Origin of the sequence: Actinoplanes italicus (genome assembly GCF_003001815.1) — a bacterium.
GTDB lineage: Bacteria > Actinomycetota > Actinomycetes > Mycobacteriales > Micromonosporaceae > Actinoplanes > Actinoplanes italicus.
The window spans coordinates 413158-437934 of sequence record NZ_PVMZ01000008.1 but is presented as its reverse complement, the minus strand read 5'-3'; the positions used below and the strand labels follow the sequence as shown (position 1 = coordinate 437934).

Here is a 24777-nt window from a genome sequence, read left to right as displayed (position 1 = left end):
GTTCACGCCCTCGATCACCAGGGGATTCAGGTTGGCCCGGGCCGCGTACAGCGCCGCGGTGTAGCCCGACGGTCCGGAACCGATGATGATCAGATTGCGGACCTCGTCCACTGCCGACTCCTCAGTCTGTTTTCGCCGCACGAATTAAAGGTCGGCGACACTGCACGCTAGAACGTCAGGCGGGTAACCGCCATTCCCCGGCGGGCCTGGTGTCCGACCTCACGCGGGGAGTCCGATCAGCGTACCGGCACTTGCTCCACCAGGTCCGCGCCAGCACCGGACGTGCCACACTCCGGACCCACCGCCCACACCCATGTGCCGTTGGCCGCGGAGAAACGGACGATCACCGCCGGCGAGCCGTTGAACCGGGCATAGTCCACCAGCTCGAACGAGAGCACGCCGCCGTTCTCCCGGGAGATCTCGCCGAGGCATTCGGCGAGCGCGTCCGGGCTGCTCAGGCGGTCCAAACTGAATACGGTCACGGGCTCCTGACCGGCGGCCGGAGCGGGTGAGTCGAGGGATCCGGAACTCCGCGTCTGTTTGCCGGCGGCGCTCGCCAGCGTGCCCGAGTTGTAGTCGGTGCCGCTGCGTACCGTCACACTGTCGGCCGCGGAGCTGTCGGTCATGACCTCGGCCTGCGAGTTCGCCGCGGAACCGGCGGCCGACTGCGCGTCGCCCATCGTCTCCGACGTGAGGAACGCGTTGACGCCCACACCGGCGAACGCGATCACTGCGGCGGCCACGGCGATCGGCGCGGCCCACCGCCGACGACGGCGACGGGCACTATCAAGATCAACAACCTTTGCGGGTACGGTCTCCGCGCGCTCGTCCGCAGCGGTCTCGTTCGTCGCGTTCTGCATTTCGGCGGATGGTGTCCGGAACATCTCGTCGAGCCGGGCCGCCAACTCGTCGGGCATCGGCTCCGGCTCGAACTCCCGCAGCACCGCGCCGACCGCGATCATGCCCGGCTCCAGTGCCTCGTAGGCGGCCCGCCAGGCGGTGTCCGTGGACACAAGGGCGGCCACCCGCTCCTCGTCGGGGGTGCCGTCCAGAGCGCCACCGACATAGTCGGCGAGCAGGTCGATGTCGACCCCCTCGAACTCGGCGCCCGTCACCGCGGCTCCCTCCGCTCTTGCCCGGCCGGTAGCGAACCCGCCGCTTCCGACCTGGATGGGACGGTCCCGCCGTCGTTCCGGTTCCCTCGCAGATATCCGAGGGTCATCGCCATCTTTGCTCGGCCACGGGCGCATCGGCTCTTCACGGTGCCCTCCGCCACACCGAGCATGACGGCGGCCTCGGCCACGCCGTACCCCTGGACGTCGACGAGCACGATCGCGGCCCGCTGCTCGGCCGGCAGGGCCGCCAGCGCGTCCCGCACGACGAGCACGGTGTCCTGGTCGGGCAGCGGAGCGATCGGCTCGGGGCCGGAGGGACGGTCGTCGTCACGGTTGCCGTCCGGCAACGGGACGGTCGGGTGGGCCTGTCGGCGGCGGATCCGGTCGAGGCAGGCGTTCACCACGATGCGGTGCAGCCAGGTCGTGACAGCCGCGTCACCACGAAACCGGGCCGCGTTGCGATGCGCGTTCAGCAACGCGTCCTGGACCGCGTCAGCGGCCTCCTCGCGGTCGCCGACGGTGCGCAGGGCCACCGCCCAGAGCCGGTCCCGGTGGCGGCGGACCAGCTCGGCGAACGCGGCCGGGTCGCCGTCGACGTGGGCGCGGATCAGGTCGGCGTCGCTCGGCGCGGTGTCCGACCCGCCGGCGTCGCGACCGAAGCCGTCCCCGATTGTCACGCCAGCAATCTATGCCATCACGGCCGCTTCACCGCGACCGCGACGGCCATTGATCCATAGAACGGGTGAGAGCCGGACCCGCAGGGCCCGGCTCTCGTCAGCTGGTGCTCGTCAGTAGCCGTACAGCTCGATCTCGTTGACGCTGACCTTGAAGCCGTCGCCATCCTCGTTCGGGGGCAGCTCGGTCAGGAAGACCAGCACGTACTGGTACTTCTGGTTCGGCTCGAAGCCGGGGTAGGTCCACTTCGTGCCGCCGCTCTTCTCCGGTTTCTCGTCGGAGAGCGACTTGAACTGCTGCAGCAGCTTCTTGTCACCGTTGGAGCTGTTACCGGGGTCCTCGGTACCGGTCCGGACGTCCATCGTCACGCCGGGCGCCGACGTCACCACCCGCACCTCGGACAGCGACCGGGGCTCGCCCAGGTTGATCAGGATGCCCATGCCGTCCTTCGTGTTACCGAAGTTCGGGCGGTTGTAGAACGTCTGTGTCGACCATCCGGTGTTCGGGTCGCCGTCGACCGTGAGCTCAGCCTCGTCGGCGTCCTTGCGGTCACCCGGCGGCGGGTCGACGAGCCGGACCATGTCGCCGCTGAGCTTCAGTTTGTCGGGATCACGCGGCGGCGCGGTCTCGCCGCCGCTGTCACCGGTCGACGCGGCCGTGGGTGTACCCGAATTGGCCGCGTTGGTGTCGCTCGTCTTGTTGATCGCCCGGATGCCGAAGATCAGGCCGATGATCGCGATGACGATCAGGGCACCCACGCCGACCAGGATCTTGGGAGCGCTGCGCATCTGCTCGCCGGAGGACGACGAACCGCCCTGGACGAACCGCAGCGGGCCGACGTCCTCGAACTCCTCGTCCTCGGCGGCGGCGTCCAGCCGGCCCAGCTCCGAGGTGAGCGCGTCGGAGACCGGTGCGGCCACCCGGCGGTCGAGCAGGTCCATGGTGAGATCGTCGAGGTACGCCGGGACGCCCGCCCGGATCTGCCGCGGCGCCGCCGGGTTGCCGGAGCTGTCCCGGTTGGCGTCGGGAAGCGCGGAGCGGCCCACCTCGTTGTGCGGCCAGTGGCCGGTGAGCGCGAAGTAGAGGATGCCGCCGACCGCCCGCACGTCGGACTCGGTGCTGTCCGCCTCGTGGGCCCGCGCGTCGGCCAGGACCACCCGGCCGTCGTCGGCGATCAGCGTGCTCCCGGGGTGCACGTTGCCGTGGATCATGCCGGTGGCGTGCACAGCGGTGAGCGCGTCGGCCACCGAGTGCGCGATCGTGATGGCGCGGGCCGGGTCGAGCGGCCCCTCGGCGGCGACCAGGTCACGCAGCGATTCGCCCTCGACCCACTCACGGACCACATAGGCCCGCTGCTGCTCGTCGATCGCGTCGTAGACGCCGGCCAGATTGGGGTGGATCACCCGGCTCGCGGCGACCGCGGCCTGGAGCATCTCGGTGGCGGAGTCGCCGCCGGGGTGCCGGAGCACCATGGCGACCGGGCGCCGCAGGATCACGTCGATACCGCGCCACACCTGCCGGCCGGCGCTGTCGTTGTTGACGTGTTCTTCCAGCTGATAGCGCTCGGCCAGGACCTCACCGGCGGTGGGAGCACCGAAGGTCAAGACCGGTCCAGCCTCGTCGGCCGCAGTCTCGTGGCCTTCGCCGACCTGGGTCACCAGTCCTCCCTCGGTGGTGCAATGCTCGGTGCTGAAAGTCGTCCGCCGGTGCTCGAGCTCATCGGGCCGCCTCTCGGGCGCAGGGACCGCGGGCTCCCGCGCACATGCCGCCACCGACCATACCCGCACTCGGCCATGCTCCGGCAGGTCGTCCCCCCGGCGCGGCACCGATGCCTGGGAACCCGCAGCGAGTGGCCGAATGCCGGATGAGTCAGGAATTACCTGTTCGGGGGGTATATCAGGGAATCAGCGCCCGATCTTCCGACGTACCATTCCGACCACCTGGCTGACCTCCCGGACACGCAACAGCAGCGCCGCGCCCAGATACACGATCAGGATCACCACGCCACCGACCGCCAGCTGCACCAGCGCCTCGACCCGGCCGTCCGGCGCACCCGAGCCGGGCAGCAGCCGCACCACGAGCAGCGCCAGCCCGGCCGCCACACCGGCGGCCAGCACGACCTTGAGCAGGGCCACGAACACCGAGCCCAGGTTCAGCCGGCCGATCCGGCGCCGCAGGACGGCCAGCGAGATCAGCGCGGACAGCAGGTAGGAGATGCCGTTGGCGGCGGTCATCCCGGCCGCGGTCAGGGACTCGTCGAGGATCGCGGCGAGCACGAAATACCCGGTGATGCGGGCCGCGACCACCGGCAGGTTGATCAGCGCGGCGGTCTTGTTGCCCTGCAGCGCGTAGAAGACGTTCGTGCAGAGGAAGCTGATCGACAGCGGCAGCACGGCGAACGCCGCGACGGTCAGGACCGTGCCCATGTCCAGCGCGTCCGCGTTGGTGATGCGCCCGCCCTGGAAGAGGAAGACCGCGATCGGCCCGCTCAGCACGGCGTACGCCACCACGATCGGGGCCAGCGCCGCGGAGACCAGTTTGATGCCGCGGCTCAGGTCGTCGCTGACCTCGTCGAGCCGGCCCTCGGCGGCGGCCGCGCTCATCTTCGGCAGCAAAGCCGTCATCACCGAGACGCCGATGATCCCGTGCGCCATCATCATCAGCAGGAAGACGTTGTTGAAGGCCAGGGCACCGGGGTTGTCCTCGCCGCCCGCGCTGTTGAGTGCGCGGACCAGCGCGAACACGGCGATCTGGTTGGCCGCCACGTAGCAGAGCATCCAGCCGGCCAGGTGACCGATCTCGCGCAGCCCGAGCTCGCGCGGGGCCCAGCGCCACTTCCACCGGAACCCGACCTTGCGCAGCGCCGGGAGCAGGCCGATCGCCTGTACCACCATGCCCAGCAGGGTGCCCGCGCCGATCAGGACCAGCTCGGCACCACTGATGTTCTCCGGGGTGAGCTCCTTGTCCGTCCCGAAGGTCAGCAGGAACACCCCGCACACCGCGATCACGACGATGTTGTTGAGGATCGGCGCCCACATCGGTGCGGCGAAGTGGCCGCGCACGTTGAGGACGGCTCCGATCAGCGCCGACACGCCGGTGAAGAAGATGATCGGCAGGATCAGGTACGAGAAGTTCGTGACCAGGTCACGGAAGGCCGGTTCGGTCTTGTCGCCGCTCGTCTGGATCGCGGTGATCAGCGGCGCGGCGAGCACCACGAGGGCGGTCGCGAGGCCGAGCATGACCACCGCGAAGGAGAGCAGTCGCTGGGTGAACTCCTGGCCGCCGTCCGGGTCGGCCTTGCGCCGCCGGACCAGCAGCGGGATCAGCACGCTGGAGAGGATGCCGCCGAGCAGCAGCTCGTAGATCTGACCGGGCAGGAACTGAGCGCCGGTGTACGCGTCACCGACCGCCTCGCCGAGGACCATGCCGATCAGCGCGTTACGGACGAACCCGATGACCCGGCTGACCAGGCTGCCGACCGCCATGATCGCGCTCTGACCCGCGGTGCTGCCGCCACCGTCCTGCCCCGGCTGCGGTGCCGGAGCCGGTTCCTCGACCGAGACGACGGTCACGCCCTCCTGCGCGGGCGGTTGACCGTCCGGCGCCGCGTGCGTGCTGCGGTACAGGCCGCCGTTCACCCAAGCCTCCAGAACCCTGCCGATGATGGAGTCACCATAAAGGCAAAAGTCACACGTGGTGACGCAGGAGGGTGCCGGGTTCCGCGCCGGCCAGGGTCTCCACCATCCAGCATGCCTCGAGCGGGACGAGAGGCTCACTCAGCGCATCCAGGACGGTCGGATGATCACAGCCCGCCTCCGTCAGCGCGCCCAGGAGCGCCGGCACTCCGGCCAGGTCACCCGACTCGGCGATCCGCCTGGCCAGGGGACGCGTCCCGGCGTACGCCCCATGGTGTGGCAGCAGCGTGAGAACGGCACTCGCGCGGCGTACCAGATCGGAAAGGTCCTCATGGGGGAAGCGGGCGGCCGTGCGGACCTGGAGCCGCGCTTCGGCCGGTGCGCTCAGATCCGCGATCGCGGCCTCGTCGAGCACCTGCGGTGACGGGACCGGAGGCGTCGGCCACCACCGCTGGTCGGCGAAGAGCGGCAGCGGAGCCTGCTCCGGAACGCACGGGGTGGTCTCCGGCACCTCCCGGCGCAGCGAGCGGTACGCCGCCTCGCGCACCGCCGCGATCTCGGCCGGATCGTCGTCGGCGCCGGCCGGCGCGAACGGTGACAGCAGCGCCGTCACCAGCCCCGGATGCGGCAGCATCGGGTCCTCCAGCGCGATCACGCGGGCGAAGGACTCCAGCTCCCACCAGCGCAGCGAGGCCGGGTAGGGGCCGTCGGCGGGCGCCCAGCCCATCTGGACCGGCTCGCTGGAGGCGGGCCGCCGCAGCCCCAGGTGCCGGTCGCCGGTGACCAGATCGATGTCCAGCACCAGCGAGTAGCCACCCACCACGGGGAAAGAGATGTGCAGCTGCTCGGGGAGGCCTTCGATCCCGGTCGTCCCACCGGTCCAGAAGGCGGGATCCTCGGACAGGAGGCGCAGAACCTCGGAAACCGGCATGCCGCCATCCTGCCCGGCCGCAACTCTCGGTGCCACGCCGCCGTCCCATCGCGCCACCCCATCCGACCGCCCCGCCCACCGCCCGAACAAGGACGGCCAGATACCCTGGTGACCCCATGTCTGTGTTGAACTCCGCCCAGCAGAAAGCGGTAGCCGAGCTGCTCCGCGTGTCCCCCGTCGCCGACGAGCTCGGGCGGCGGTTCGCCGACGCCGGACACGAGTTGCATCTGGTCGGGGGCTCGGTCCGGGACGCACTCCTCGAAGGTCTCAGCGACGACCTCGACTTCTGCACCGACGCCCGCCCCGAGCAGACCCTCGCCCTGGTGAACGGCTGGGCCGACGCGATCTGGGAGACCGGTCGCGAGTTCGGCACGATCGGCATCCAGAAGAACGGCGCCCGGATCGAGATCACCACCTACCGGGCCGAGTCGTATGACGGGGTGACCCGGAACCCGGTGGTCTCCTACGGCACCTCGCTCATCGACGATCTGTCACGCCGCGACTTCACCATCAACGCGATGGCGGTGTCGGTGCCCGGGCACGTGTTCACCGACCCGTTCGGCGGCCTGCGCGACCTCGCCGCCGGGGTGATCCGCACACCGGACGCGCCGTCGATCTCGTTCGGCGACGATCCACTTCGGATGCTGCGTGCCGCCCGGTTCGCCGCGAAGCTCCGTTTCACAGTGGACGAGACGGTCGTCGCGGTCATGCGAGACATGGCCGCTGATCTGGACCGGATCACCGCGGAACGGATCCGTGACGAGTTCACCAAGCTGATGTGCGCGGCCGATCCCCTCACCGGTCTGCGGCTGCTGGTCGACACCGGGCTGGCCGACCGGTTCCTGCCGGAGATCGCCGGTCTGAAACTGGAGATCGACGAGCACGCCCAGCACAAGGACGTCTACGAGCACACGCTGATCGTGGTCAGCAACGCGATGCGCCTCGAGGGCGACACGGCGCCCGACTTCGTCCTGCGGATGGCCGCGCTGATGCACGACATCGGCAAGCCCGCGACCAAGGCGGTCGGCCGCGACGGCCGGGTCAGCTTCCACCACCACGAGGTGGTCGGCGCCCGGCTGACCAAACAACGGATGAAAGCCATGAAGTACCCCAAGGACGTGACCTCCGAGGTGGTCGGGCTGGTCGCCCTCCACCTGCGGTTCTACGGGTATGGCCGGGGCGAGTGGACAGATTCGGCGGTGCGGCGGTACGTCACCGACGCCGGCCCGCTGCTGTCGAGGCTGCACAAACTGACCCGCTCCGACGTGACGACCCGCAACCGGCGCAAGGCCGCCCAGCTGGCCACCGACTACGACGCGCTGGAGGAGCGGATCGCCCGGATCGCGGCCGAGGAGGACCTGGCCAAGGTCCGCCCCGACCTGGACGGCAACGCGATCATGGAGCTGCTCGGTGTGCCGCCCGGCCCGATCGTGGGCCAGGCGTGGCGTCACCTGAAGGAGCTCCGGCTCGACCGGGGGCCGCTGGACCGTGACGAGGCCGAGGCGGAGCTCCTCAAGTGGGCCCGTGAGCAGGGTCACATCGCCTAGCTTCGCGCCACGTCTCCTAGCTCCGCCTCACGTCTGTCGCCTAGCTTCGCGTCACGGTGACGATCACGTCGTCGAACTGGCTCGGCAGCTTCATCTCCTCCAGCGGGACGCCGTCGGCGGTGAGCAGCTCGGCGTAGCGATTGCCGACGGTCAGGATGCGCCCGTCGGGCAGGAACATCGCCCGGCCGGTGATCGGGTCGCCGCGCAGGGCACCCGTGTCGGTGCCCGCGATACGGGTCGACGTGTTGAAGTCCGGTTGCTGCACCTGGATCAGCACCGAGCGGCCGTCCGGGGACCAGGCGTCCGTGCTGACCGGCGCCCCGGTCATCGGGATGCTGCGCACCTCGACCCCGGTGTCGGCCGAATACACGACCACCGACTTGATGACGTCGGCTCGTTCCTCCGTCCGCCGCACACCCTCGTCGCGGTGCGCGACGGCCACCTCGCGACCGTTCGGCAGCCAGGTGAAGTAGCACAGGTCGGGACAGAAGTAGCGGATGTCCGGCCGGTTGAACACACGATGCGACCTGGTCGCAACGTCGTAGACGGCGAAACCCTCCTCGGTCGGCAGCAACAGCCGGGACCCGTCCGGCGACCACTCCGGCTTCGAGTGGAAGTCGAACCGCATGCGTACGTCGACGGTGTCCACCGTGCGGTCGTCGGCGTCGAAGATGCGTACCTTCCCCCGGCCCGTCGAACCCGCGAACAGCCGGCCGTCCGGTGACATGCCCAGCGGGTCGTAGGCGAAGGCCAGTTGCCGGTACCGGCCGGTGGAGCGGTCGAGTGACACGTATGTCTTGCTGTCGTCGGCGCCGGGCAGCGTCAACATGCTGACCGTCGCGCCGCCGGGCAGCCGGTACGGGCTCTTGACGGTGAACTCGGGCAGGGCGCGGGGAACGATCGAGGGAGCGACGGTGACCGTCGGGGCCGGCTCCACCACCCGCTGCGGAGGCTCACGGCGCAACGCCACGTACGGCACGGCGACGGCGGCGACCATGACCACGACGAACGCGCTGAGGGCGGCACGGCGTCGTTGCCGGATCCGCCGCCCACGGGTACGGGCCACGGCCGCCAGGTCGTACGCGAGCGGTGCGTCGTCGGCGAGGTCGAGTACGGCGTCGCGCAAGCTCTCCTCCAGGTCCCTCATCGGGCTCCCCCCATCGACGTGAGCCGGTCACCGACCAGGCCGCGCAGTTTCACCAGGGCCCGGGACGCCTGACTGGCCACCGTTCCGGGCCGGCAGCCGAGAGCCTCGGCGGTCTCCTCCACCGAGCGGTCCTCCAGGTAGCGCATGACCAGCACGGCCCGCTGCCGGGCCGGAAGCGAGAGCAGCGCCCGCTGGACGGTGAGCCGGTCGGCGACGTGCTGATCGTGGTGATCGGACGTGGCTACGTCGGGCACCTCGGCGACCGTCACCTCGTTCTGCCGGCCGGGACGACGCCAGGCGGACGCACGGTCGTTGTAGATGATCTTCCGGACGTACGCCTCGGCGTCGGTGTGAATACGCGGCCATTTGGCGTACGCCTTGGCCAGCGCACCCTGCACGAGGTCCTGGGCGGCCTCGCGATCCCCCGTCAACGCGTGCGCGATCCTGAGCAGTGACTGCCCCCTGGCCGCGACGAACGCGGTGAACTCGTCCTCGAGTGACTGCCTCACCGGTCACCTCCGCCGGGCATGACGCGCATGGGATCCAGATCTTTGCATCCGTCTTTCCGGCAGTTACGGATGTGGCGTCGAGACGGTAGCGTCCTGTCCATGATCGCCGTACGAACCCGCGCCCTGGCGGCACTGCTGGCCGTCACACCCGCCGCAGCGCTCCTGGTCGGCTCACCGGCGCGAGCCGCGGACCCCGCCATCGTCATCGAGTCCGCCTCGGTCAGCCGGGACACTGTCGTTCTCAGCTCCAAGGCCGGCTGCACGAATGTGACCTTCACCGCGGTGCTGAGCGCGCCCATCCCGGCCGGAAGCCCGGCGCCGAGCGGAGTCCGCGTCGATCTGGAGGGGCCGTCGCCTTTCGACGACTACCTGCGCGGCCGGAGCCTCACCCGGGTGGGGACGACCACCACGTACCGGGGCGCGGTGCCGCTGTGTGGAAGCGACCACTCCGGCCGCTACCTGGCCGTCGTGTCCGGTGGCGTCTACACCGGGCCGGGCGAGGCCACGTACATCGACCCGGTCTTCTTCGACGTCTCCGTCAAACGGCCGTCGAAGCTGACGCTGAACGCGTCGCCCGAGCCGGTGCGCAAGGGACAGAAGATCACCGCCAAGGGCGTGCTGAAGGTCAACGGGAAGACGTACGCCAAGGCGACCGTGAAGGTGTACTTCCGGGCGAACGGGGCCTCCACCTGGACGTACCGGGGTGCCGTCACCACGAACAGCCGGGGTGCCTACAGCAAGCGGTTCACCGCCACCCGCAGCGGCGTCTGGAAGGCCGTCTACGAGGGTGACTGGAAGCGCGACGCGGACGCCGTCGGTGACGCCGTCAAGGTCAGGTAGTTCGAGGCAGACTTGGCGCATGTACGTCATCGAGTCGCCGATCGGTCCGCTCGGCGTGGTCGTCGACGGCCCGTCCGTGGTGGGTGTGCGTTTCGCCGCCCGGCCGGGCCCGACCACCGACCATCCGGCGGCGGAGGAGCTGCGCGCCTACTTCGCCGGTGAGCTGACCGACTTCACCGTGCCGTTCGAGCTGCGCGGTGGCTCCGAGTTCGAGCAGGCGGTCTGGGCGGAGATCGCCCGGATCCCGTACGGCGAGACGATCACCTACGGCGCGATCGCCACCGCCCTCGGCGACCCGGGTGCGGCCCGCGCCGTCGGCACGGCCTGCAACCACAATCCGGTCCCGGTGATCGTGCCCTGCCATCGAGTGGTCGGCGCCGGCAACAAGATGGTCGGCTTCGGCGGCGGCCTCGACCGCAAACGCCGCCTCCTGGAACTGGAGGCGGGAGTGGCCCTGCTCCGGTCCTGGACATGAAAAGGCCGGCCCACATCGCGGGCCGGCCTTTTCAGCGCGATCGGGTCAGCGCTCGATGTCGCCCTTGATGAACGCCTCGACGGCCGCGTGGGCGTCGTGGTCGCTGTACTGCACGGGCGGCGACTTCATGAAGTAGGAGGACGCCGACAGGATCGGGCCACCGATGCCGCGGTCCTTGGCGATCTTCGCGGCGCGGACCGCGTCGATGATCACGCCGGCCGAGTTCGGCGAGTCCCACACCTCGAGCTTGAGCTCGGCGTTCAGCGGGGTGTCACCGAAGGAGCGACCCTCGAGACGGATGTACGCCCACTTGCGGTCGTCGAGCCACGGCACGTGGTCGGACGGGCCGATGTGCACGTCGCTCTTGATCATCTCGTGTGGGATCTGGCTGGTGACCGACTGGGTCTTCGAGATCTTCTTCGAGACCAGGCGGTTGCGCTCCAGCATGTTCATGAAGTCCATGTTGCCGCCGAAGTTGAGCTGGTACGTGCGCAGCAGCTCGACACCGCGGTCCTCGAACAGCTTCGCCAGCGCGCGGTGCACGATGGTGGCGCCGACCTGGCTCTTGATGTCGTCGCCGACGATCGGGACACCGGCGTCGGTGAACTTCTGCGCCCACTCCGGGTCGGAGGCGATGAACACCGGCAGCGCGTTCACGAAGGCCACACCGGCGTCGATGGCGGCCTGCGCGTAGAACTTGTCGGCCTCCTCGGAGCCCACCGGGAGGTAGGAGACCAGGACGTCGACTTCGGCGTCCCTCAGGGCCTGCACCACATCGACCGGCTCGGCCTGCGACTCCTCGATGATCTCGCGGTAGTACGTGCCCAGACCGTCGAAGGTCGGGCCGCGCTGCACGGTGACGCCGGTCGGCGGCACGTCGGTCAGCTTGATCGTGTTGTTCTCGCTGGCGACGATCGCCTCACTGAGGTCCATGCCGACCTTCTTGGCGTCCACATCGAACGCCGCGACGAACTTCACGTCTGATACGTGGTATTCGCCGAAGGTCACGTGCATGAGACCCGGGACGCGGTCGTTGGGATCGGCGTTCTTGTAGTACTCCACGCCCTGCACGAGGGACGAGGCGCAGTTACCCACACCGACGATGGCGACGCGGACGGAGCCCATCGCGTTTGCCTCCTTGTTGTTCATCACGGCCGGTCCAGGGGCGGACGCGGTGGTTCTGGGGTGCTCTCCGTACGTTGACGGAAAGCGGGGGTACGACCGGAGCGCTCGTTGGTGATCAGCTCTTCCAGCCAGCGGACCTCACGCTCACACGCCTCCAGGCCGTGGCGCTGAAGCTCCAGGGTGTAGGCGTCGAGGCGATCGGCGGCGCGGGCCAGGATCTCGCGGAGCCCCTCCCGGCGCTCCTCGATGCGCCGGCGCCGGCCTTCCAGAATGCGGAGCCTGGTGGCGCGATCGGTGCGCGAGAAGAAGGTGAAGTGCACCCCGAACCCGGCGTCGTCGTAGGTCTCCGGGCCGGTCTGGGTGAGCAGATCGGCGAAGTGCTCCTTGCCTTCTGCCGTGATCTTGTAGACAACCCGCCCCCGCTTGCTGGTCATCGGGGGAATGATGTCGCTGTTGGCCTCGGCCTCACTGATCCAGCCGGCGAGCTTCAGCCGTTTGAGAGTGGGGTACAGAGTGCCGTAACTGATCGCGGCGCGGAGTGTGCCGAGTTTGGTGGCGAGTTCCTTGCGGAGCTCGTACCCGTGCATCGGGGCCTCCTGAAGGAGGCCGAGGATCGCCAATTCCAGCACTGGCCCTCCCTCGAACTGTGTCCCGATGTATCGGCTCGATACATCGCAACCGTAGATCGGGACGCGAACCTGTGCAACTCAGCCATGCTGTGCAGTTGCCGCGCCACGCTGTGTGATGACGGTCGCCGCAGCGGCGGGGACCGCGTACTCTCTTCGCCATGCGTACGCAGCGGCAGGTTGTCGACTACTCGCTACAGAGGCGGGCAGTCCTGCGTGACGTCAAAAACGGCCGGATCGGCACGCTCGAGGTCTGCGACGCGTCTCCTTACTTGAGAAACGCCGCTACGTTCCATGGCGAGCCGACCGACGAACGGTGCCCGATCTGCCGCCGGGACAACCTGACACTGGTGCACTACGTCTATGGCGACGAGCTCAAGCAGTCCGCCGGCCAGGCTCGGAAATTGGCCGAGCTCCCCGTGCTTGCGATGACGCTGCGTGAGTTTCAAGTCTTCGTCGTCGAGGTGTGCCGTTCCTGCTCGTGGAACCACCTCATCGAGAGGTTCGTTCTCGGCCGCGACGGCCTCGCCGCAGACGAGATGTTGCACACCGACGTTATGGTCTCGTCCGGTGGAGGGGGACCCCACCGGACAGGTCCGTCGACACACAGCGGGGAGGTTCGGAGATGAACCAGATCGATGCCGCTAACGTGTACGAGTTTGTGACCGGAAAACGGTCGACACAGAACGCCCGCTCGAGGCGCAGTGTCGGGACGGCCTGTCCGGGCCGTACGGCAGCGCCCCCGCGACCGGTAGGTGTGAGGGAATGAACGCGTACGGCGATTCGCAGTCCGCACGAGCCCGGGTCCAAGTACCCGGGCCGTCCGCTGCTTCCACGCCTGACGACGAACCACGGAACGGGGCCAAGCCCGGACCGGACGCTTACCGGCGTCCATCCGGTGCCGCCTCGGTCCCAGGGTCGTCGGGGCGGGCGTCGGTGGGCTCCGCATCCGCCGCCCGGGCGTCGGTCGGCTCCGCATCCGTGGGTTCCGCAGCGGTGGGCTCGGCATCGCCGGGCCGTGCCGCAGTGGGCTCGGCCTCTCCGGGCCGCGCCTCGGTGGGCGCCGCGTCCGTCGGAGGCCGGGCCTCGGTCGGTGCCGCCCCGGTCGGCGGCCGTGCCTCCGTGTCCCCCGGTGGACCGGGTGGTCCCGGCGGGCCGGGCGGTGGCGGTGGCTCCGGCGGTTCCGGTGGCAGCGGCGGCAAGAAGGGACGCGGCAAGGCGGACAAGAAGCACCGCCGCGCCAACATCCTGACCGCGGCCGCCGCGGTGCTGGTCATCATGCTCGGCGTCGGCATCGTCGGAGGCACGTACTTCTTCGACGACATCAAGCTGCCGCCGCCCAAGGCCGAGGATCAGATGAACACGATCCTCCTCTCCGACGGCAAGGCGCTGCAGAAGACCGGCTCGCCCCGGATCAACGTGCCGTACCAGCAGATGAGCCCGAACATCATGAACGCCGTGATCGCCGCGGAGGACATGAACTTCCGCAGCCACAACGGCATCGACATGAAGGGCATCGCCCGGGCCGCGTGGAACAACTTCACCGGCGGCGAGCTGCAGGGCGCGTCGACGATCACCCAGCAGTACGCCCGGCACGTGGCTGACGAGAAAGAGATCAGCTACAGCCGGAAGCTGCGCGAGGCGGTCATCGCCCGCAAGCTGGAGTCCGAGTACGACAAGGACGAGATCCTTGGCATGTACATGAACTTCATCGACCTCGGTCGTGGACGGTACGGCGTCGAGTCGGCGGCGAACGGCTACTTCAACGCGACGGTCGTCAAGAACAAGTCGAACACGATCAACCCCTACCAGGCCGCGGTTCTCGCCTCGATCATCAAGCAGCCGTACAAGACGGACACGCACCCCGGCTACGACCCGGCCAACAACGAGACCGAGGCCAAGCAGCGCTGGGAGTACACCCTCAAGAACATGCTCGAGCTGGGCGCCATCACCCAGGAGCAGTTCGACAAGCGTGTGTACCCCAAGGTCAACCCGCCGACCACCACCTCCAAGAACGCTCTGGAGAACAAGCCGGTCAGCATGGTCATGCGTCACGTCCTGTTCGAGCTGAACAAGCTCGGCATCACCGAGGAGATGCTGGACAAGGGCGGCTACACGATCACCACCACGATCAACCCGAAGGTCCAGCAGGCGGCCGAGAAGGCCGGCTCGCGCCTGAGCAAGACCTCGCCGATGTACAAGCGGCCGGACACGTACCAGGCCGCCGTGGTCGGCATCGACCCGAAGACCGGTGAGGTGCTCGGGTACTACGGCGGCGAGGACCCGAACGGCATCGACTACGGCGGCTACATGAAGGGTGACGGCAGTGGCGTCCCCGACGACGGCAGCGGTGGTCAGTCCCCGGGCTCGACCTTCAAGATCTACACGCTGGCGGCCGGCCTGCGGGCGGACTACTCGTTCGACACGATCTGGGACGCGACCAAGAAGAAGGCGAACGGCGATGTGATCAGCAACGCCGGTGCCGACGACAAGACGCTGTGCCAGGGCAAGAACACCAACTGTGACCTGGAGTTCGCGACCGTCAAGTCGTACAACTTCCCGTTCTACTGGATCGCCGACCAGCTCGGGCAGGACAAGGTCATCGAGGCGGCCCGCGACGCCGGTGTCGGCACGATGTGGACCGACAGCGGCAAGAAGATCGACCTGACCAAGGCCAACGGCAGCAAGATGTCCAGCAGCTTCGACCGTGAGGTCGCCTTCGGTCAGTACCGCGTGGTGCCGCTGGAGCACGCGCAGGGTGTCGCCACCATCGTGAACGCCGGTGTGAAGCACGACGCTCACTTCGTCAAGCAGGTGCGTCAGCGCGACCCGAAGACCGGTGCCGAGAAGGTCCTCTACACCGCCCCGAAGAAGGGCGACCGGGTCTTCGACGCGGCCAAGATGTCCGACCTGCTGGGCGTACTGAAGAAGATCCCCGTCGCCGCCGGTAACACGGTCTCCGGCCGTGAATCGGTCGGCAAGAGTGGCACCTGGGAGATCAAGGTCGACGGTAAGCGTCTCAGCGGTGACACCTGGTTCGTCGGTGGCATCCCGCAGCTGGCCGCGACCGTCTGGGTCGGTGGCGCCGGCAAGCGTGTCGCGCTGAAGGAGAAGGACGGCGGCAACATGTTCGGGTCCGGCACCCCTGCCGCGATCTGGGAGGAATTCCTCGAGACCGCCTCCGAGGCGATGAAGTGGGAAGAGGAGAAGTTCCCGGAGCGCATCAGGACCGGTGACGCCACGAAGGGCAACGGCGTCAAGCCTGTGGAAACACCCGGCATCGACCAGAACAGCGTCTTCTGCCAGCTGAATCCGACCAGCACGCTGTGCCAGGCGGCCGGTGGACCCGGCGGGCCCGGCGGGCCCGGCGGCGACGATGACGACGAGGACGGGAACGCCGGCAACGGCGGAGCCGGTAACGGCGGCGGACCAGGTCCCCGTTAGCGACCCCATCTGACGAAGGCGTCCACCCCCGACGGGGTGGGCGCCTTCGTCTTATCGGGACCTGTGGATCTCATGAAGATCGGTGTGCCGCACGTGGCCGGTCGCCCTCCGGAGCCCCGGATGCGGCATGATGCCAAGACATGAGCGCCCAACCACCCACAGAACGGCCCGACGTCTCCAGAGCGACCTCGGACGGTTTCGTGCGCGGGCTCTCCGAAGCCATCGGCGGGCCGCTCGGCGCACACGCCGTGCCGCCGGACTCCCGCCCCGGCCGGTTCTGGACCGCGCCGCGGATCGTGATGGCCCTCGCCTGCCTCATCCTGGCCCTGTCCTGGGTGCAGAAGTCGCCCTGCATGGACGGCAACTGGCAGAAGAACGTCCAGTACACGCGGTACTGCTACACCGATGTGCTGGCCCTCTACTTCGCCGAGGGACTCAACGAGGGCAAGGTCCCCTACCAGGACCACCCCGTCGAGTACCCGGTTGTCACCGGGTACTTCATGGGCGCGCTCGGACTGCCGGTGCACGCCTACGGCGAGACTCACCCCGACATCAACCAGGGCAGCTGGTTCTACAACGCCAACGCGCTGGTGCTGTCACTGCTCGCGGTCATGAGCGTCGCGATCGTGCTCTCACTCCGGCGGCGACGGCCATGGGACGCGGCGATCTTCGCGGTGTCCCCGATCGTCGTGGTCACCGCCACGATCAACTGGGACTTTCTGGCCATCGGTCTCTTCGCGGTCGGCCTGGCGCTGTGGGCGAAACGGCATCCGATCTGGGCAGGTGTCTTCTTCGGGCTCGGGGCCGCGGCGAAACTGTGGCCGGTGTTCATCCTCGGGCCGATCCTGATCCTGGCGTTGCGGAACGGCCGATTGCGGTCCTTCTTCAGCTCGTTCACGGCCGCCGGTGTCACCTGGCTACTGGTCAACCTGCCGGTCATGATCCTGTGGCACGAGAGCTGGCTGAGATTCTTCCGCCTCAACGACGAGCGGCCGATCGACTGGGGCACCTTCTGGTACATCGGCCGCTACCTGGACAGCAAATGGAACACCGGCACCGCGGGCGATCAGGGCCCGTTCCAGTGGCTCAGTGACCACATCCCCGAGCTCAACCGTCTGTCGTACGCCATGTTCGGCCTCTGCTGTCTCGGGATTCTGATGCTCGGTCTCCTGGCGCCGCGTCGGCCCCGGCTCAGCCAGCTCGCCTTCCTGGTCGTCGCGTGCTTCCTGCTGTTCAGCAAGGTCTGGTCTCAGCAGTACGTGCTGTGGCTGGTTCCGCTGATCGCCCTGGCGCGCCCGAAGTGGGGCGCGGTCGTGGCCTGGACCGTCGCCGAGATCGGCTACCTTGCGGCGTTCTATGCCGAGCTGATCGGTGCCGGCGGCAAGTCGGTCATTCCGGAGGGCACGTTCGTGCTCGCTTCCACGGCGCGATTCGTCACTGTGGCAGTCCTTTGCGGGTTCGTTGTCCGGGAGATCTGGCGGCCGGAACTCGACGTGGTCCGGGAGTCCTACGGGGGTGCTGACCCGGACGCGGGGGTGCTCGACGGGCCTGAGCAGCCGTGGATCACCGGGTTGCGTCGGACCTTCGGGTTGGGACCCTCGTTGGAAGCCCCGGCTCCGCCCCCGCCGCCGGTTCACAAGGATGAGGCTGCCGCTCCGATCGGTGGTTGAAGTCGGCTCCGCGGGTCGTCGGGGCGGCGGTCGATCGTTGTCTGTCCTGCCGGGGTTGGTGGCGGGTCGGAATCCGTCGCGGTTCTGAGGTGTGGCTACCGGCCGGCGTCTATCGCGGCCGGGGTCCGAGTCTGGGATGGCCATGAACGTCGACCCGGGTTGCCGGTCGCGTATCGGTCCAGGTTTCTGCCCCGGGCTGACTCGGCGAAGGTTGGTGGTCACCGCACTAGGCAGTTGCTGGCTGGCATCGACCTAGGCCGAAAGGTAATTGCCAGCTGGGTGCATCTACTCGGCGTTATCCACCTGTACGGTCCGCAACGACGTCGAGCGCTGCGTGCCCTCGGGTGTCAGAGCTTCCGGAGTCAGGACCGGGCCGGGGCCGCGAGTTTGTAGCCGAGCCACCCGGTGCTGCGGCGGCGGGTCGCACGTAGAGGTTGTGCGTGACCCTGCCGTCGTGATGGCGACGGTGGGCGTCCACGGATCGGCAGTGTGGACCTCCTCGTCGTTACCGTCGTGGGCTCCGGGGCCGCGGGGGGTCGGTTACCGCCGCGGCTCGGTGCTGGACGATCAACTAGGGCCGTTTTTGGAGCCGGGCTCCGGGATATCGCGGCCTCCGGCCCGGTAAAGGGTTCGTTGCCCAAGGCTGGGCGATCAGGCGATCTGGGGAAGGGTTCGCCGGGCGCGGCTGGGCGATCAACAGCCTGGGGAAGGGTTCACCGCCCACGGCTGGGCGATCAGGCGGTCCGGGGAAGGGTTCGCCGGGCACGGCTGGGCGATCAACAGCCTGGGGAAGGGTTCACCGCCCACGGCTGGGCGATCAGGCGGTCCGGGGAAGGGTTCACTGGGCACGGCTGGGCGATCAGGCGGTCCGGGGAAGGGTTCACTGGGCACGGCTGGGCGATCAGGCGGTCCGGGACAGGCTATCCCCACCAGCCTCAGACCCTGACCGTAGAAGGTGTCTAGCCGCTGTGCCCGTTTGAACTCACCTGGATTTTGTAGGGGCGTTGCTGCTCGGGAGACCTTGTGCGGCGATGACCGCCCTGGCGAGTGCGCTATCCAACATCGGCCGACTGTTGCGGATCTTGGGCGTTGGTGGCCGCCGGGACTGAACGGCCGCCGGACCCACAAGACGCGTACAAGATCGCGGCGGGTCGCGACGATCGTCCGAGATCTGCGACTGTGGGGGTGCGTGATCGCGTGCGGGCGCATGATCGAGTGGGGGTACGCGGGAAGGGCCGTGAACGGCGTGACCACGTACGAGGTTCGTGGCCGCGCCTGGCTGTCGGAGTTTCGACTCCGGCAGCTTCCTCTACCGGAGTTTCGACTCCCGCAGCTTCCTCTACCGGAGTTTCGACTCTCGCAGCTTCCTCTAGTCGAGGGTGAATACGACGGCGCCGGGTACGTCCTCGCGCCGGAGGCCCAGGCTCTCGACCGGCAGATCGCCGGCGTCTTCCCAGGCGGTGCCGGCGATGTGGTCGCTGAGCAGCAGTACCCGCCGGACGCCCAGCGAGTCGAGATAGGCCACGCTGGTGGCGTCGGGGAACGTGGCGACCTTGGCGCGCATTTCGGCCTGGGCCTGGGCGTTGAAGCTGCCGCCACCGTTTGTGACGTCCTGGAACCTCGTAGTGGTCCAGAGTTGGACGGTCTGGTCGGTGAGCTCGGCTGTGGGCAGCACGAGCATCGGGCCGGGTACGGTTCGCAGCGCGGCCGGCTGTGCTGGGACGACCGGGTGAGCCGTGGTGTTCCAGCCCTCCAGTGCGACCAGGATCAGCGGGATCAGGGTGGCCAGGCGCAGCCATGGGCCCGGCCACGGCGGGATACGCAGGGCGGCCAGGTGCTCGGCGCGGCGGACGAAGTCGTCGACCGCTCCGGCGGCCAGGATCGCCAGCAGCAGGGTCACCCAGAGCATCAGGCGACCCGGGATGCGCAGGTCGAACGAGGCCGGGAAGTGTCCGAACAGCGGCATGTACGTCCAGCGGCCGTCGAAGAAGTTCGTCCCCAGGGTGAGCACGATCGCGGCGGCCAGGCCGGTCGCCAGCAGCAGGCGGTGCCGGAGCCGCCAGATCGACAGGAACAGACCTGCCAGGGCCAGCGCATACAGGGTGAACCCCGGCAGCAGGGACATCTCTGCCGCCCAGCCGAGCGACGTGCGTGGTGTCTCGTGCGCGGCGCCCCAGATTCGTGATTCGGCCGGACCGATCAGCAGGCTGCGCAGTGGCGGGGAGAAGAAGGTGATCTCCTGCAGGCGGGAGCCGGTGTCGTCACGCCGGATGTAGGGCACCGCGATCAGGATGCCGACCGCTGTGAAGATCGTCGCGCCCATGATGTTGACGTTGGTGAGCAGTACGCCGATGAGCGGCTTGCGGCGTGGCTTGCGCGACTTGGCGGGGTCGGGTTTGGGCGGAGGCAGGAAGAACCGGAGGAACCGGAAGAACCTGGCCGGGTTCCGTCGGCGTGGGCTCTCCAGAACGTCCGCCTTGGACAGATCCAGAGCAGGCTGAACGGTGGTGTCCTTGAGCGGCTTACCGGCCTTCGCGATCGCCTGGGCCCGGCCCGCCTCCGTCAGTGGCTGCACCTTGCCGATCGCCGGAGCAACCGAGGCCTTGCCGACCTCCGGATCAGCCGACGCCTTGCCGACCTCCGGAGCAGGCGGTGCCTCGTGGGCCTTCGCCTCAGCCTGCTTCCCCGCAGCCGATGGATCGGCCTTCCCCGCAGCCGACGGATCGGCCTTCCCCGCAGCCGATGGATCGGTACCCGATGACTTGTCGTCCTTCTTGGGCCGAGCCTTCGTGAACACGGCTTTCGTGAACAGGGCCTTCGTGAACAGGGCCTTCCTGGATCCGGTCTTCTCCGGGCGCGCCTCCTTGGGCATCGGCCGAAGGTGGTGCACCACGCCCGCGACGAAGAGACAGAGCAGAAGCAGACCCAGCACGTACGCGAACGGAACGCCCAGCGAGAAGCCGAGTGTGAGCTGCCAGATCGCGACGAGCCAGCCGGTGATCGCCCACGCGGCACTGCGTCGATCGGCGCGGAAGCCGTACCGCAGGGAGTAACCGTGCCCGCGGACCAGCATGGCCAGCGCCAGCGGGATGCCGCCCGCCGAGATGATGTCGAGGTGGCCCTCCTGCGCGAGCCGCCACGGGGCGTAGGCGAACGCCACGGCGGCCACCGCCGCACCGGTCTTCCGGGCGCCGAGCTGTCGCACCAGAGCGTAGGCGCCGATCACGAGCAGGGCGTGGGCCAGCACGAACACGATGTTGTAGCGCAGGATCGCAGCGCTCGGGCCGGTGCCGAGTATCCCGGCGAGCGCGTAGCCGAGGAGGTTGTCACCGAACGCGAAGGCGTCGGCGGCCGGGAAGTACGCGTTCGACTGCCACAGCCGGACCGGATCGGTGATCAGGATGTGCCCGAGCCAGGACATCTGCCAGGCCTGCCGGGACGGGTCGCCGAGGTCCTGCGGAAGCGTGTACATCGGGTAGCGCAGGGTGGGCCAGGTCATCGCCACGGCCAGCAGGCAGCCCGCATAGACCATCAGCGCGTATTCCCGGATGAGCGTGCGCAGGGCCGCCCGCAGACCGCGGCGCAGGCGGCCGGGCTGCTGATCCTGTGTCGCGGCGAAGACCGACCACGGGTCCGGCGGGGCGCCGGGCGGACGCGTCGTCGGCAGTGGCTGTCGCTTCTTCGTACCCTCGTCGGTCTTCTTTGGATCTTTTGTCTCTGGTTTGTCGGTTTTCTCGGCCACGGCTACCGCAGAGGCCGTGACAGGTGGCGCGGTGTTCTTCGTGGCCGTCGGGCGACCGCCGCGGAACAGCCCGAAACGCCGCCGGCGCGCGGGCTCCTCGGGAGCGGGCGCGGGCGCGGTCGGCTTCGGCTGCTCGGTCATGACCCTCCCCGTCGGCGGTGCGTCAGTTGCCCGCCCGCTCCCGCAGCAGGGCGATGTCGGCGGTCTGACCCTCCACCCCGCCGGGCGTCTCCACAATGGCCGGAGCGCCGGAGGCACGGATGGCGGCGACCACCAACTCGGGGTCGATCTTCCCACTCCCCAGGTTGTCGTGCCGGTCCTGGCCCGAGTCGAATCCACCCTTCGAATCGTTGGCGTGGATCAGGTCGATCCGTCCGGTGATCGCCTTGACCCGGTCGACGATGCCGATCAGGTCCTCCCCGCCGGCGAAGGCGTGGCAGGTGTCCAGGCAGAAGCCGGCACCGAACGAGCCGACCGCCTCCCACAGCCGGGCCAGGTCGTCGAACCGCCGGGCACAGGCGTTGTCGCCGCCCGCGGTGTTCTCGATCAGCACCGGCAGGGGCAGGCCGCCCTCGCTCTCCGCATACTCGAAGGCCTTCCGCCAATTCACGAAGCCGGCCGCGAGATCGGCGCCGGCGCCGACGTGCCCGCCATGCACGATCAGGCCTTTCGCGCCCAGCTCGGCGGCGGCCTTGGCGTGGGCCATCAGCAGCTTGCGGCTCGGGATGCGGATCCGGTTGTTGGGGGAGGCGACGTTCACGATGTATGGCGCGTGCACATAGACGTCGACCTCGGAGGCGCGGATGAGCTCCGCGTCCTCACGTGGTTTGGGCGAATTGTATTTCTGCGGGTCGGTCAGGAAGAACTGCACGGCCTCGGCGCCACGGGCGGCGGCCTCGGCCAGTGGGTCGGCTGAATCGACGTGGGCTCCGATGCGCATGGGACGAGCCTACGACGCGGGTACGACGGTTCCCCCTCGCGTCACCGGCCTCCGCCACGAGTCGTTAGCTCCATTGATCACGCTTGACGGATGCCGGCGCGGGCCGGCGTTGAACTGGGGGATGGTGCATGTCGCGGCAGTTCCGATACCGGATGGCGGCGCTGGGGCTGAGTGGCCTGATCTTCGGCGCCCCGCTGCTCACGAACGGGACGGCGAGCGCCGAACAGGTCGAGGCCAACGACCGTCAGGTGAGTTTCGGCGGTGCGGGCGTGCTGGGCCTGTCCTGCGGTTCCAAGCCGAGCGTCGAGTCGATGACGGTGCCGGCCAGCAGTGTGGTCCGGGTGGTGAATCAGACCGGCCACGACGCGCAGCTCAAGCTCGCCGGTGCGCCGAGGGGCACGATCCCGGCCGACGGCGCCGCCGAGGTGGTGTTCCGGCGCGGCACCACGGCGGTCCTTCTCACTCCGGACTGTTCGCTGGGTGAGGCGGCGCTGCCGGTGATGGTCACGGCCGCGCCGTCGGCCTCGTCCGAGCAGCCGGGACCGGCACCGGCGCCGGCGACCGGGGGCGCGTCGGCGGTCATGTCGAAACCGGCGGCCGGCTCAGGCTCGCCGTCGGGTACCTCCGCGGGGTCGGCGCTGCCGGACACGATCGCCCCGGCGTCGCGTCCCGTCCGTACCTCATCGGGGGATTCCAGGAGGGGAGTCCGGCGCCCGGCCGAGACGCGGACGGCGACGACGATCCCGACCGTTGCGGCACGGATCAAGGGCAAATCCCTTCGCGGTACGGCCGGAATCGGCGCCCCCGCGTTCGCCGGCATGCCACCCGGTGACCGGAAGACGATCGTGCCGCAGGCTCCGCCGCAGGTCCGCGCGGTCGTGCCGTCGGCCACGGAGACCGGCACCGAGGGCGCCGTCCCCGTGGGGGAGGCGACCGAGCCGAGCGGATTCCGGGCGGCCGAGCCGGTGGCCGCGGTCGGCCGGATCGAGGACGGGCACCCGCTGGGTCTGCTCGGACTCACGGCACTGGTGTGCGTCCTCGGCGTGGCAACCGCCGCGATTCGGGCAATCGTGTCGCAACGTGCATCTCGTACAAATATGGCGTAAGCTCTTCTTCAGAAGCTCCGCGGGGCGTACGCGTCCAACCTCATCGGTGTGGTCGTTCCTCCCCAGGTCCCACCCAACGAATCGGGCCGGACGCCCCGCGGCTCTCCATCGGCGACCCCGTCCCACGGACGGGGTCGCCGCTTTTGGGTCCCGTGCCCCTCGTGGGTATGCTGGCTCGGTTCGCAGTGTGTTCGCCGTGGGCGCAGGTGTCCCACGGCTTTCTTCTGCGAGCGACACAAGACCTCCTGCCACGGAGAGACCGTGGCCGCTCAGCCCACAGGAGGTGAGACAGTCTTGCGTCATTACGAACTCATGGTGATCCTCGACCCTTCGCTCGAGGAGCGCACCGTCGCCCCGTCGCTCGATCAGTACCTGAACGTGATCAGGACCGCGGGTGGCTCGGTGGAGAAGCTCGACGTCTGGGGCCGTCGCCGGCTCTCGTTCGAGATCAACAAGAAGGCCGAAGGCATCTACGCGGTCGTTGACCTGCAGGCGACGCCCGAGGCCGTGGCCGAGCTGGACCGTCAGCTCCGGCTCAACGAGTCCATCCTGCGCACCAAGGTCATCCGTCCCGAGACCCGCTGAGCCGTTTTTGTCAGAGGGTCCTGAGACCCTTTGCATCAACGACACGAAGCGGCGAGGAGAAGTTTCATGGCTGGAGAAACCGTAATCACGGTCGTTGGCAACCTGGTCAACGACCCTGAGATGCGTTACACCAACTCGGGCGCGGGTGTCGCCTCGTTCCGCATCGCCTCGACGCCGCGGACGCTGGACCGGCAGAGCGGCGAGTGGAAAGACGGCGAGGCACTCTTCCTCACCTGCAACATCTGGCGTGAGGCCGCCGAGCACGTCGTCCAGTCGCTGCAGCGCGGCGCCCGGGTGATCGTGCAGGGCCGGCTGCGTCAGCGGTCTTACGAGACCAAAGAGGGCGAGAAGCGTTCCTCCTACGAACTCGAGGTCGACGAGATCGGTCCCTCTCTGCGCTACGCCACGGCGACGGTGCAAAAGGCGGTCCGTTCCGGCGGCGGCGGTGGCTTCGGCAACTCCGGGGGCGGTTACGGCTCCGGTGGTGGCGGTGGCAACAGGCAGTTCAGTGGCGGCAACAACAACAGTGGCGGCGGCGGTCGGGGCAACAGCAACGACTTCGACGACCCCTGGTCCACGGCTGCTCCGGCCTCCGGCGGCCGCTCCGGTGGGGGCGGCGGCAACTCCTCGTTCGGCGACGATGAGCCTCCCTTCTGAGCCCACCC

Annotated in this window: 21 protein-coding genes; 9 read left to right on the top strand and 12 right to left on the bottom strand. The window is 68.8% G+C overall.

What is annotated here, in order from left to right; genetic code table 11:
- The 6 genes from CLV67_RS22125 to CLV67_RS22100 form a co-directional block, all read right to left on the bottom strand.
- On the bottom strand, positions 1 to 111 hold a 111-nt coding region (locus CLV67_RS22125; RefSeq protein ID WP_146169256.1), incomplete at its 3' end, for an FAD-binding protein.
- Positions 112 to 236: 125 nt separating this feature from the next.
- Positions 237 to 1115, bottom strand: coding sequence for a hypothetical protein (locus tag CLV67_RS22120; protein ID WP_106321301.1), 879 nt, complete (start codon positions 1113 to 1115; stop codon positions 237 to 239).
- Positions 1112 to 1792 (bottom strand): RNA polymerase sigma factor SigM, encoded by a 681-nt coding sequence (sigM, locus tag CLV67_RS22115; RefSeq protein ID WP_239166489.1) that lies wholly within the window; start codon positions 1790 to 1792, stop codon positions 1112 to 1114. The genes CLV67_RS22120 and sigM overlap by 4 nt, the downstream gene beginning before the upstream one ends.
- A 111-nt stretch (positions 1793 to 1903) precedes the next feature.
- On the bottom strand, positions 1904 to 3448 hold the full coding sequence (locus CLV67_RS22110; RefSeq protein WP_106321297.1) for a protein kinase family protein: 1545 nt from the start codon (positions 3446 to 3448) through the stop codon (positions 1904 to 1906).
- A gap of 246 nt (positions 3449 to 3694) precedes the next feature.
- Positions 3695 to 5428 carry a murein biosynthesis integral membrane protein MurJ gene (gene murJ, locus CLV67_RS22105; RefSeq protein WP_106321295.1) on the bottom strand — a complete coding sequence of 578 codons (1734 nt, stop codon included), beginning with the start codon at positions 5426 to 5428 and terminating at the stop codon, positions 3695 to 3697.
- A 49-nt stretch (positions 5429 to 5477) separates the two neighbouring features.
- Complete coding sequence (locus CLV67_RS22100) at positions 5478 to 6356, bottom strand: hypothetical protein (RefSeq protein WP_106321293.1); 879 nt, start codon at positions 6354 to 6356, stop codon at positions 5478 to 5480.
- 116 nt (positions 6357 to 6472) lie between these two features.
- Between CLV67_RS22100 and CLV67_RS22095 the strand changes: the two genes are divergently transcribed.
- Positions 6473 to 7903 carry a CCA tRNA nucleotidyltransferase gene (locus CLV67_RS22095; protein WP_106321291.1) on the top strand — a complete coding sequence of 477 codons (1431 nt, stop codon included), beginning with the start codon at positions 6473 to 6475 and terminating at the stop codon, positions 7901 to 7903.
- A 40-nt stretch (positions 7904 to 7943) separates the two neighbouring features.
- Here CLV67_RS22095 and CLV67_RS22090 read toward each other — a convergent pair whose 3' ends face one another.
- A complete protein-coding gene (locus tag CLV67_RS22090) occupies positions 7944 to 9050 on the bottom strand; it encodes a WD40 repeat domain-containing protein (RefSeq protein WP_106321289.1) in 1107 nt (368 codons plus the stop codon).
- Positions 9047 to 9559: a SigE family RNA polymerase sigma factor gene (locus CLV67_RS22085; RefSeq protein WP_106321287.1), complete on the bottom strand. Its 513-nt coding sequence runs from the start codon at positions 9557 to 9559 to the stop codon at positions 9047 to 9049. The genes CLV67_RS22090 and CLV67_RS22085 overlap by 4 nt, the downstream gene beginning before the upstream one ends.
- Positions 9560 to 9658: 99 nt before the next feature.
- On the opposite strand from CLV67_RS22085, the gene CLV67_RS22080 reads away from it, so the two are divergent.
- Positions 9659 to 10399, top strand: coding sequence for a hypothetical protein (locus tag CLV67_RS22080; protein WP_106321285.1), 741 nt, complete (start codon positions 9659 to 9661; stop codon positions 10397 to 10399).
- Between the two features lie 19 nt (positions 10400 to 10418).
- On the top strand, positions 10419 to 10874 hold the full coding sequence (locus CLV67_RS22075; protein ID WP_106321283.1) for a methylated-DNA--[protein]-cysteine S-methyltransferase: 456 nt from the start codon (positions 10419 to 10421) through the stop codon (positions 10872 to 10874).
- Between the two features lie 45 nt (positions 10875 to 10919).
- Here CLV67_RS22075 and CLV67_RS22070 read toward each other — a convergent pair whose 3' ends face one another.
- Together CLV67_RS22070 and CLV67_RS22065 are read right to left on the bottom strand one after the other, a co-directional pair.
- A complete protein-coding gene (locus CLV67_RS22070; RefSeq protein ID WP_106321281.1) occupies positions 10920 to 11999 on the bottom strand; it encodes an inositol-3-phosphate synthase in 1080 nt (359 codons plus the stop codon).
- Between the two features lie 23 nt (positions 12000 to 12022).
- Positions 12023 to 12628 (bottom strand): PadR family transcriptional regulator, encoded by a 606-nt coding sequence (locus CLV67_RS22065; protein ID WP_106321279.1) that lies wholly within the window; start codon positions 12626 to 12628, stop codon positions 12023 to 12025.
- Between the two features lie 158 nt (positions 12629 to 12786).
- Here CLV67_RS22065 and CLV67_RS22060 point away from each other — a divergent pair, with 158 nt between their 5' ends.
- From CLV67_RS22060 to CLV67_RS22050, 3 genes are all read left to right on the top strand, one after another.
- Positions 12787 to 13254: a DUF5318 domain-containing protein gene (locus tag CLV67_RS22060; RefSeq protein ID WP_106321277.1), complete on the top strand. Its 468-nt coding sequence runs from the start codon at positions 12787 to 12789 to the stop codon at positions 13252 to 13254.
- 493 nt (positions 13255 to 13747) lie between these two features.
- Complete coding sequence (locus CLV67_RS22055) at positions 13748 to 16069, top strand: transglycosylase domain-containing protein (RefSeq protein WP_239166488.1); 2322 nt, start codon at positions 13748 to 13750, stop codon at positions 16067 to 16069.
- A gap of 140 nt (positions 16070 to 16209) precedes the next feature.
- Positions 16210 to 17739, top strand: coding sequence for a glycosyltransferase family 87 protein (locus tag CLV67_RS22050; RefSeq protein WP_106321272.1), 1530 nt, complete (start codon positions 16210 to 16212; stop codon positions 17737 to 17739).
- A gap of 1369 nt (positions 17740 to 19108) precedes the next feature.
- Here the strand turns inward: CLV67_RS22050 and CLV67_RS53485 are convergent.
- Both CLV67_RS53485 and CLV67_RS22035 read right to left on the bottom strand, forming a co-directional pair.
- On the bottom strand, positions 19109 to 21622 hold the full coding sequence (locus CLV67_RS53485; RefSeq protein WP_239166483.1) for a hypothetical protein: 2514 nt from the start codon (positions 21620 to 21622) through the stop codon (positions 19109 to 19111).
- Positions 21623 to 21644: 22 nt separating this feature from the next.
- Complete coding sequence (locus CLV67_RS22035) at positions 21645 to 22421, bottom strand: deoxyribonuclease IV (protein WP_106321270.1); 777 nt, start codon at positions 22419 to 22421, stop codon at positions 21645 to 21647.
- 128 nt (positions 22422 to 22549) lie between these two features.
- Here CLV67_RS22035 and CLV67_RS22030 point away from each other — a divergent pair, with 128 nt between their 5' ends.
- The 3 genes from CLV67_RS22030 (at position 22550) to CLV67_RS22020 (ending at position 24769) form a co-directional block, all read left to right on the top strand.
- A complete protein-coding gene (locus CLV67_RS22030) occupies positions 22550 to 23527 on the top strand; it encodes a hypothetical protein (RefSeq protein ID WP_106321268.1) in 978 nt (325 codons plus the stop codon).
- A 294-nt stretch (positions 23528 to 23821) separates the two neighbouring features.
- On the top strand, positions 23822 to 24112 hold the full coding sequence (gene rpsF, locus CLV67_RS22025) for a 30S ribosomal protein S6 (protein WP_014448192.1): 291 nt from the start codon (positions 23822 to 23824) through the stop codon (positions 24110 to 24112).
- Between the two features lie 66 nt (positions 24113 to 24178).
- On the top strand, positions 24179 to 24769 hold the full coding sequence (locus CLV67_RS22020) for a single-stranded DNA-binding protein (protein WP_106321266.1): 591 nt from the start codon (positions 24179 to 24181) through the stop codon (positions 24767 to 24769).
- Positions 24770 to 24777: the final 8 nt, after the last annotated feature.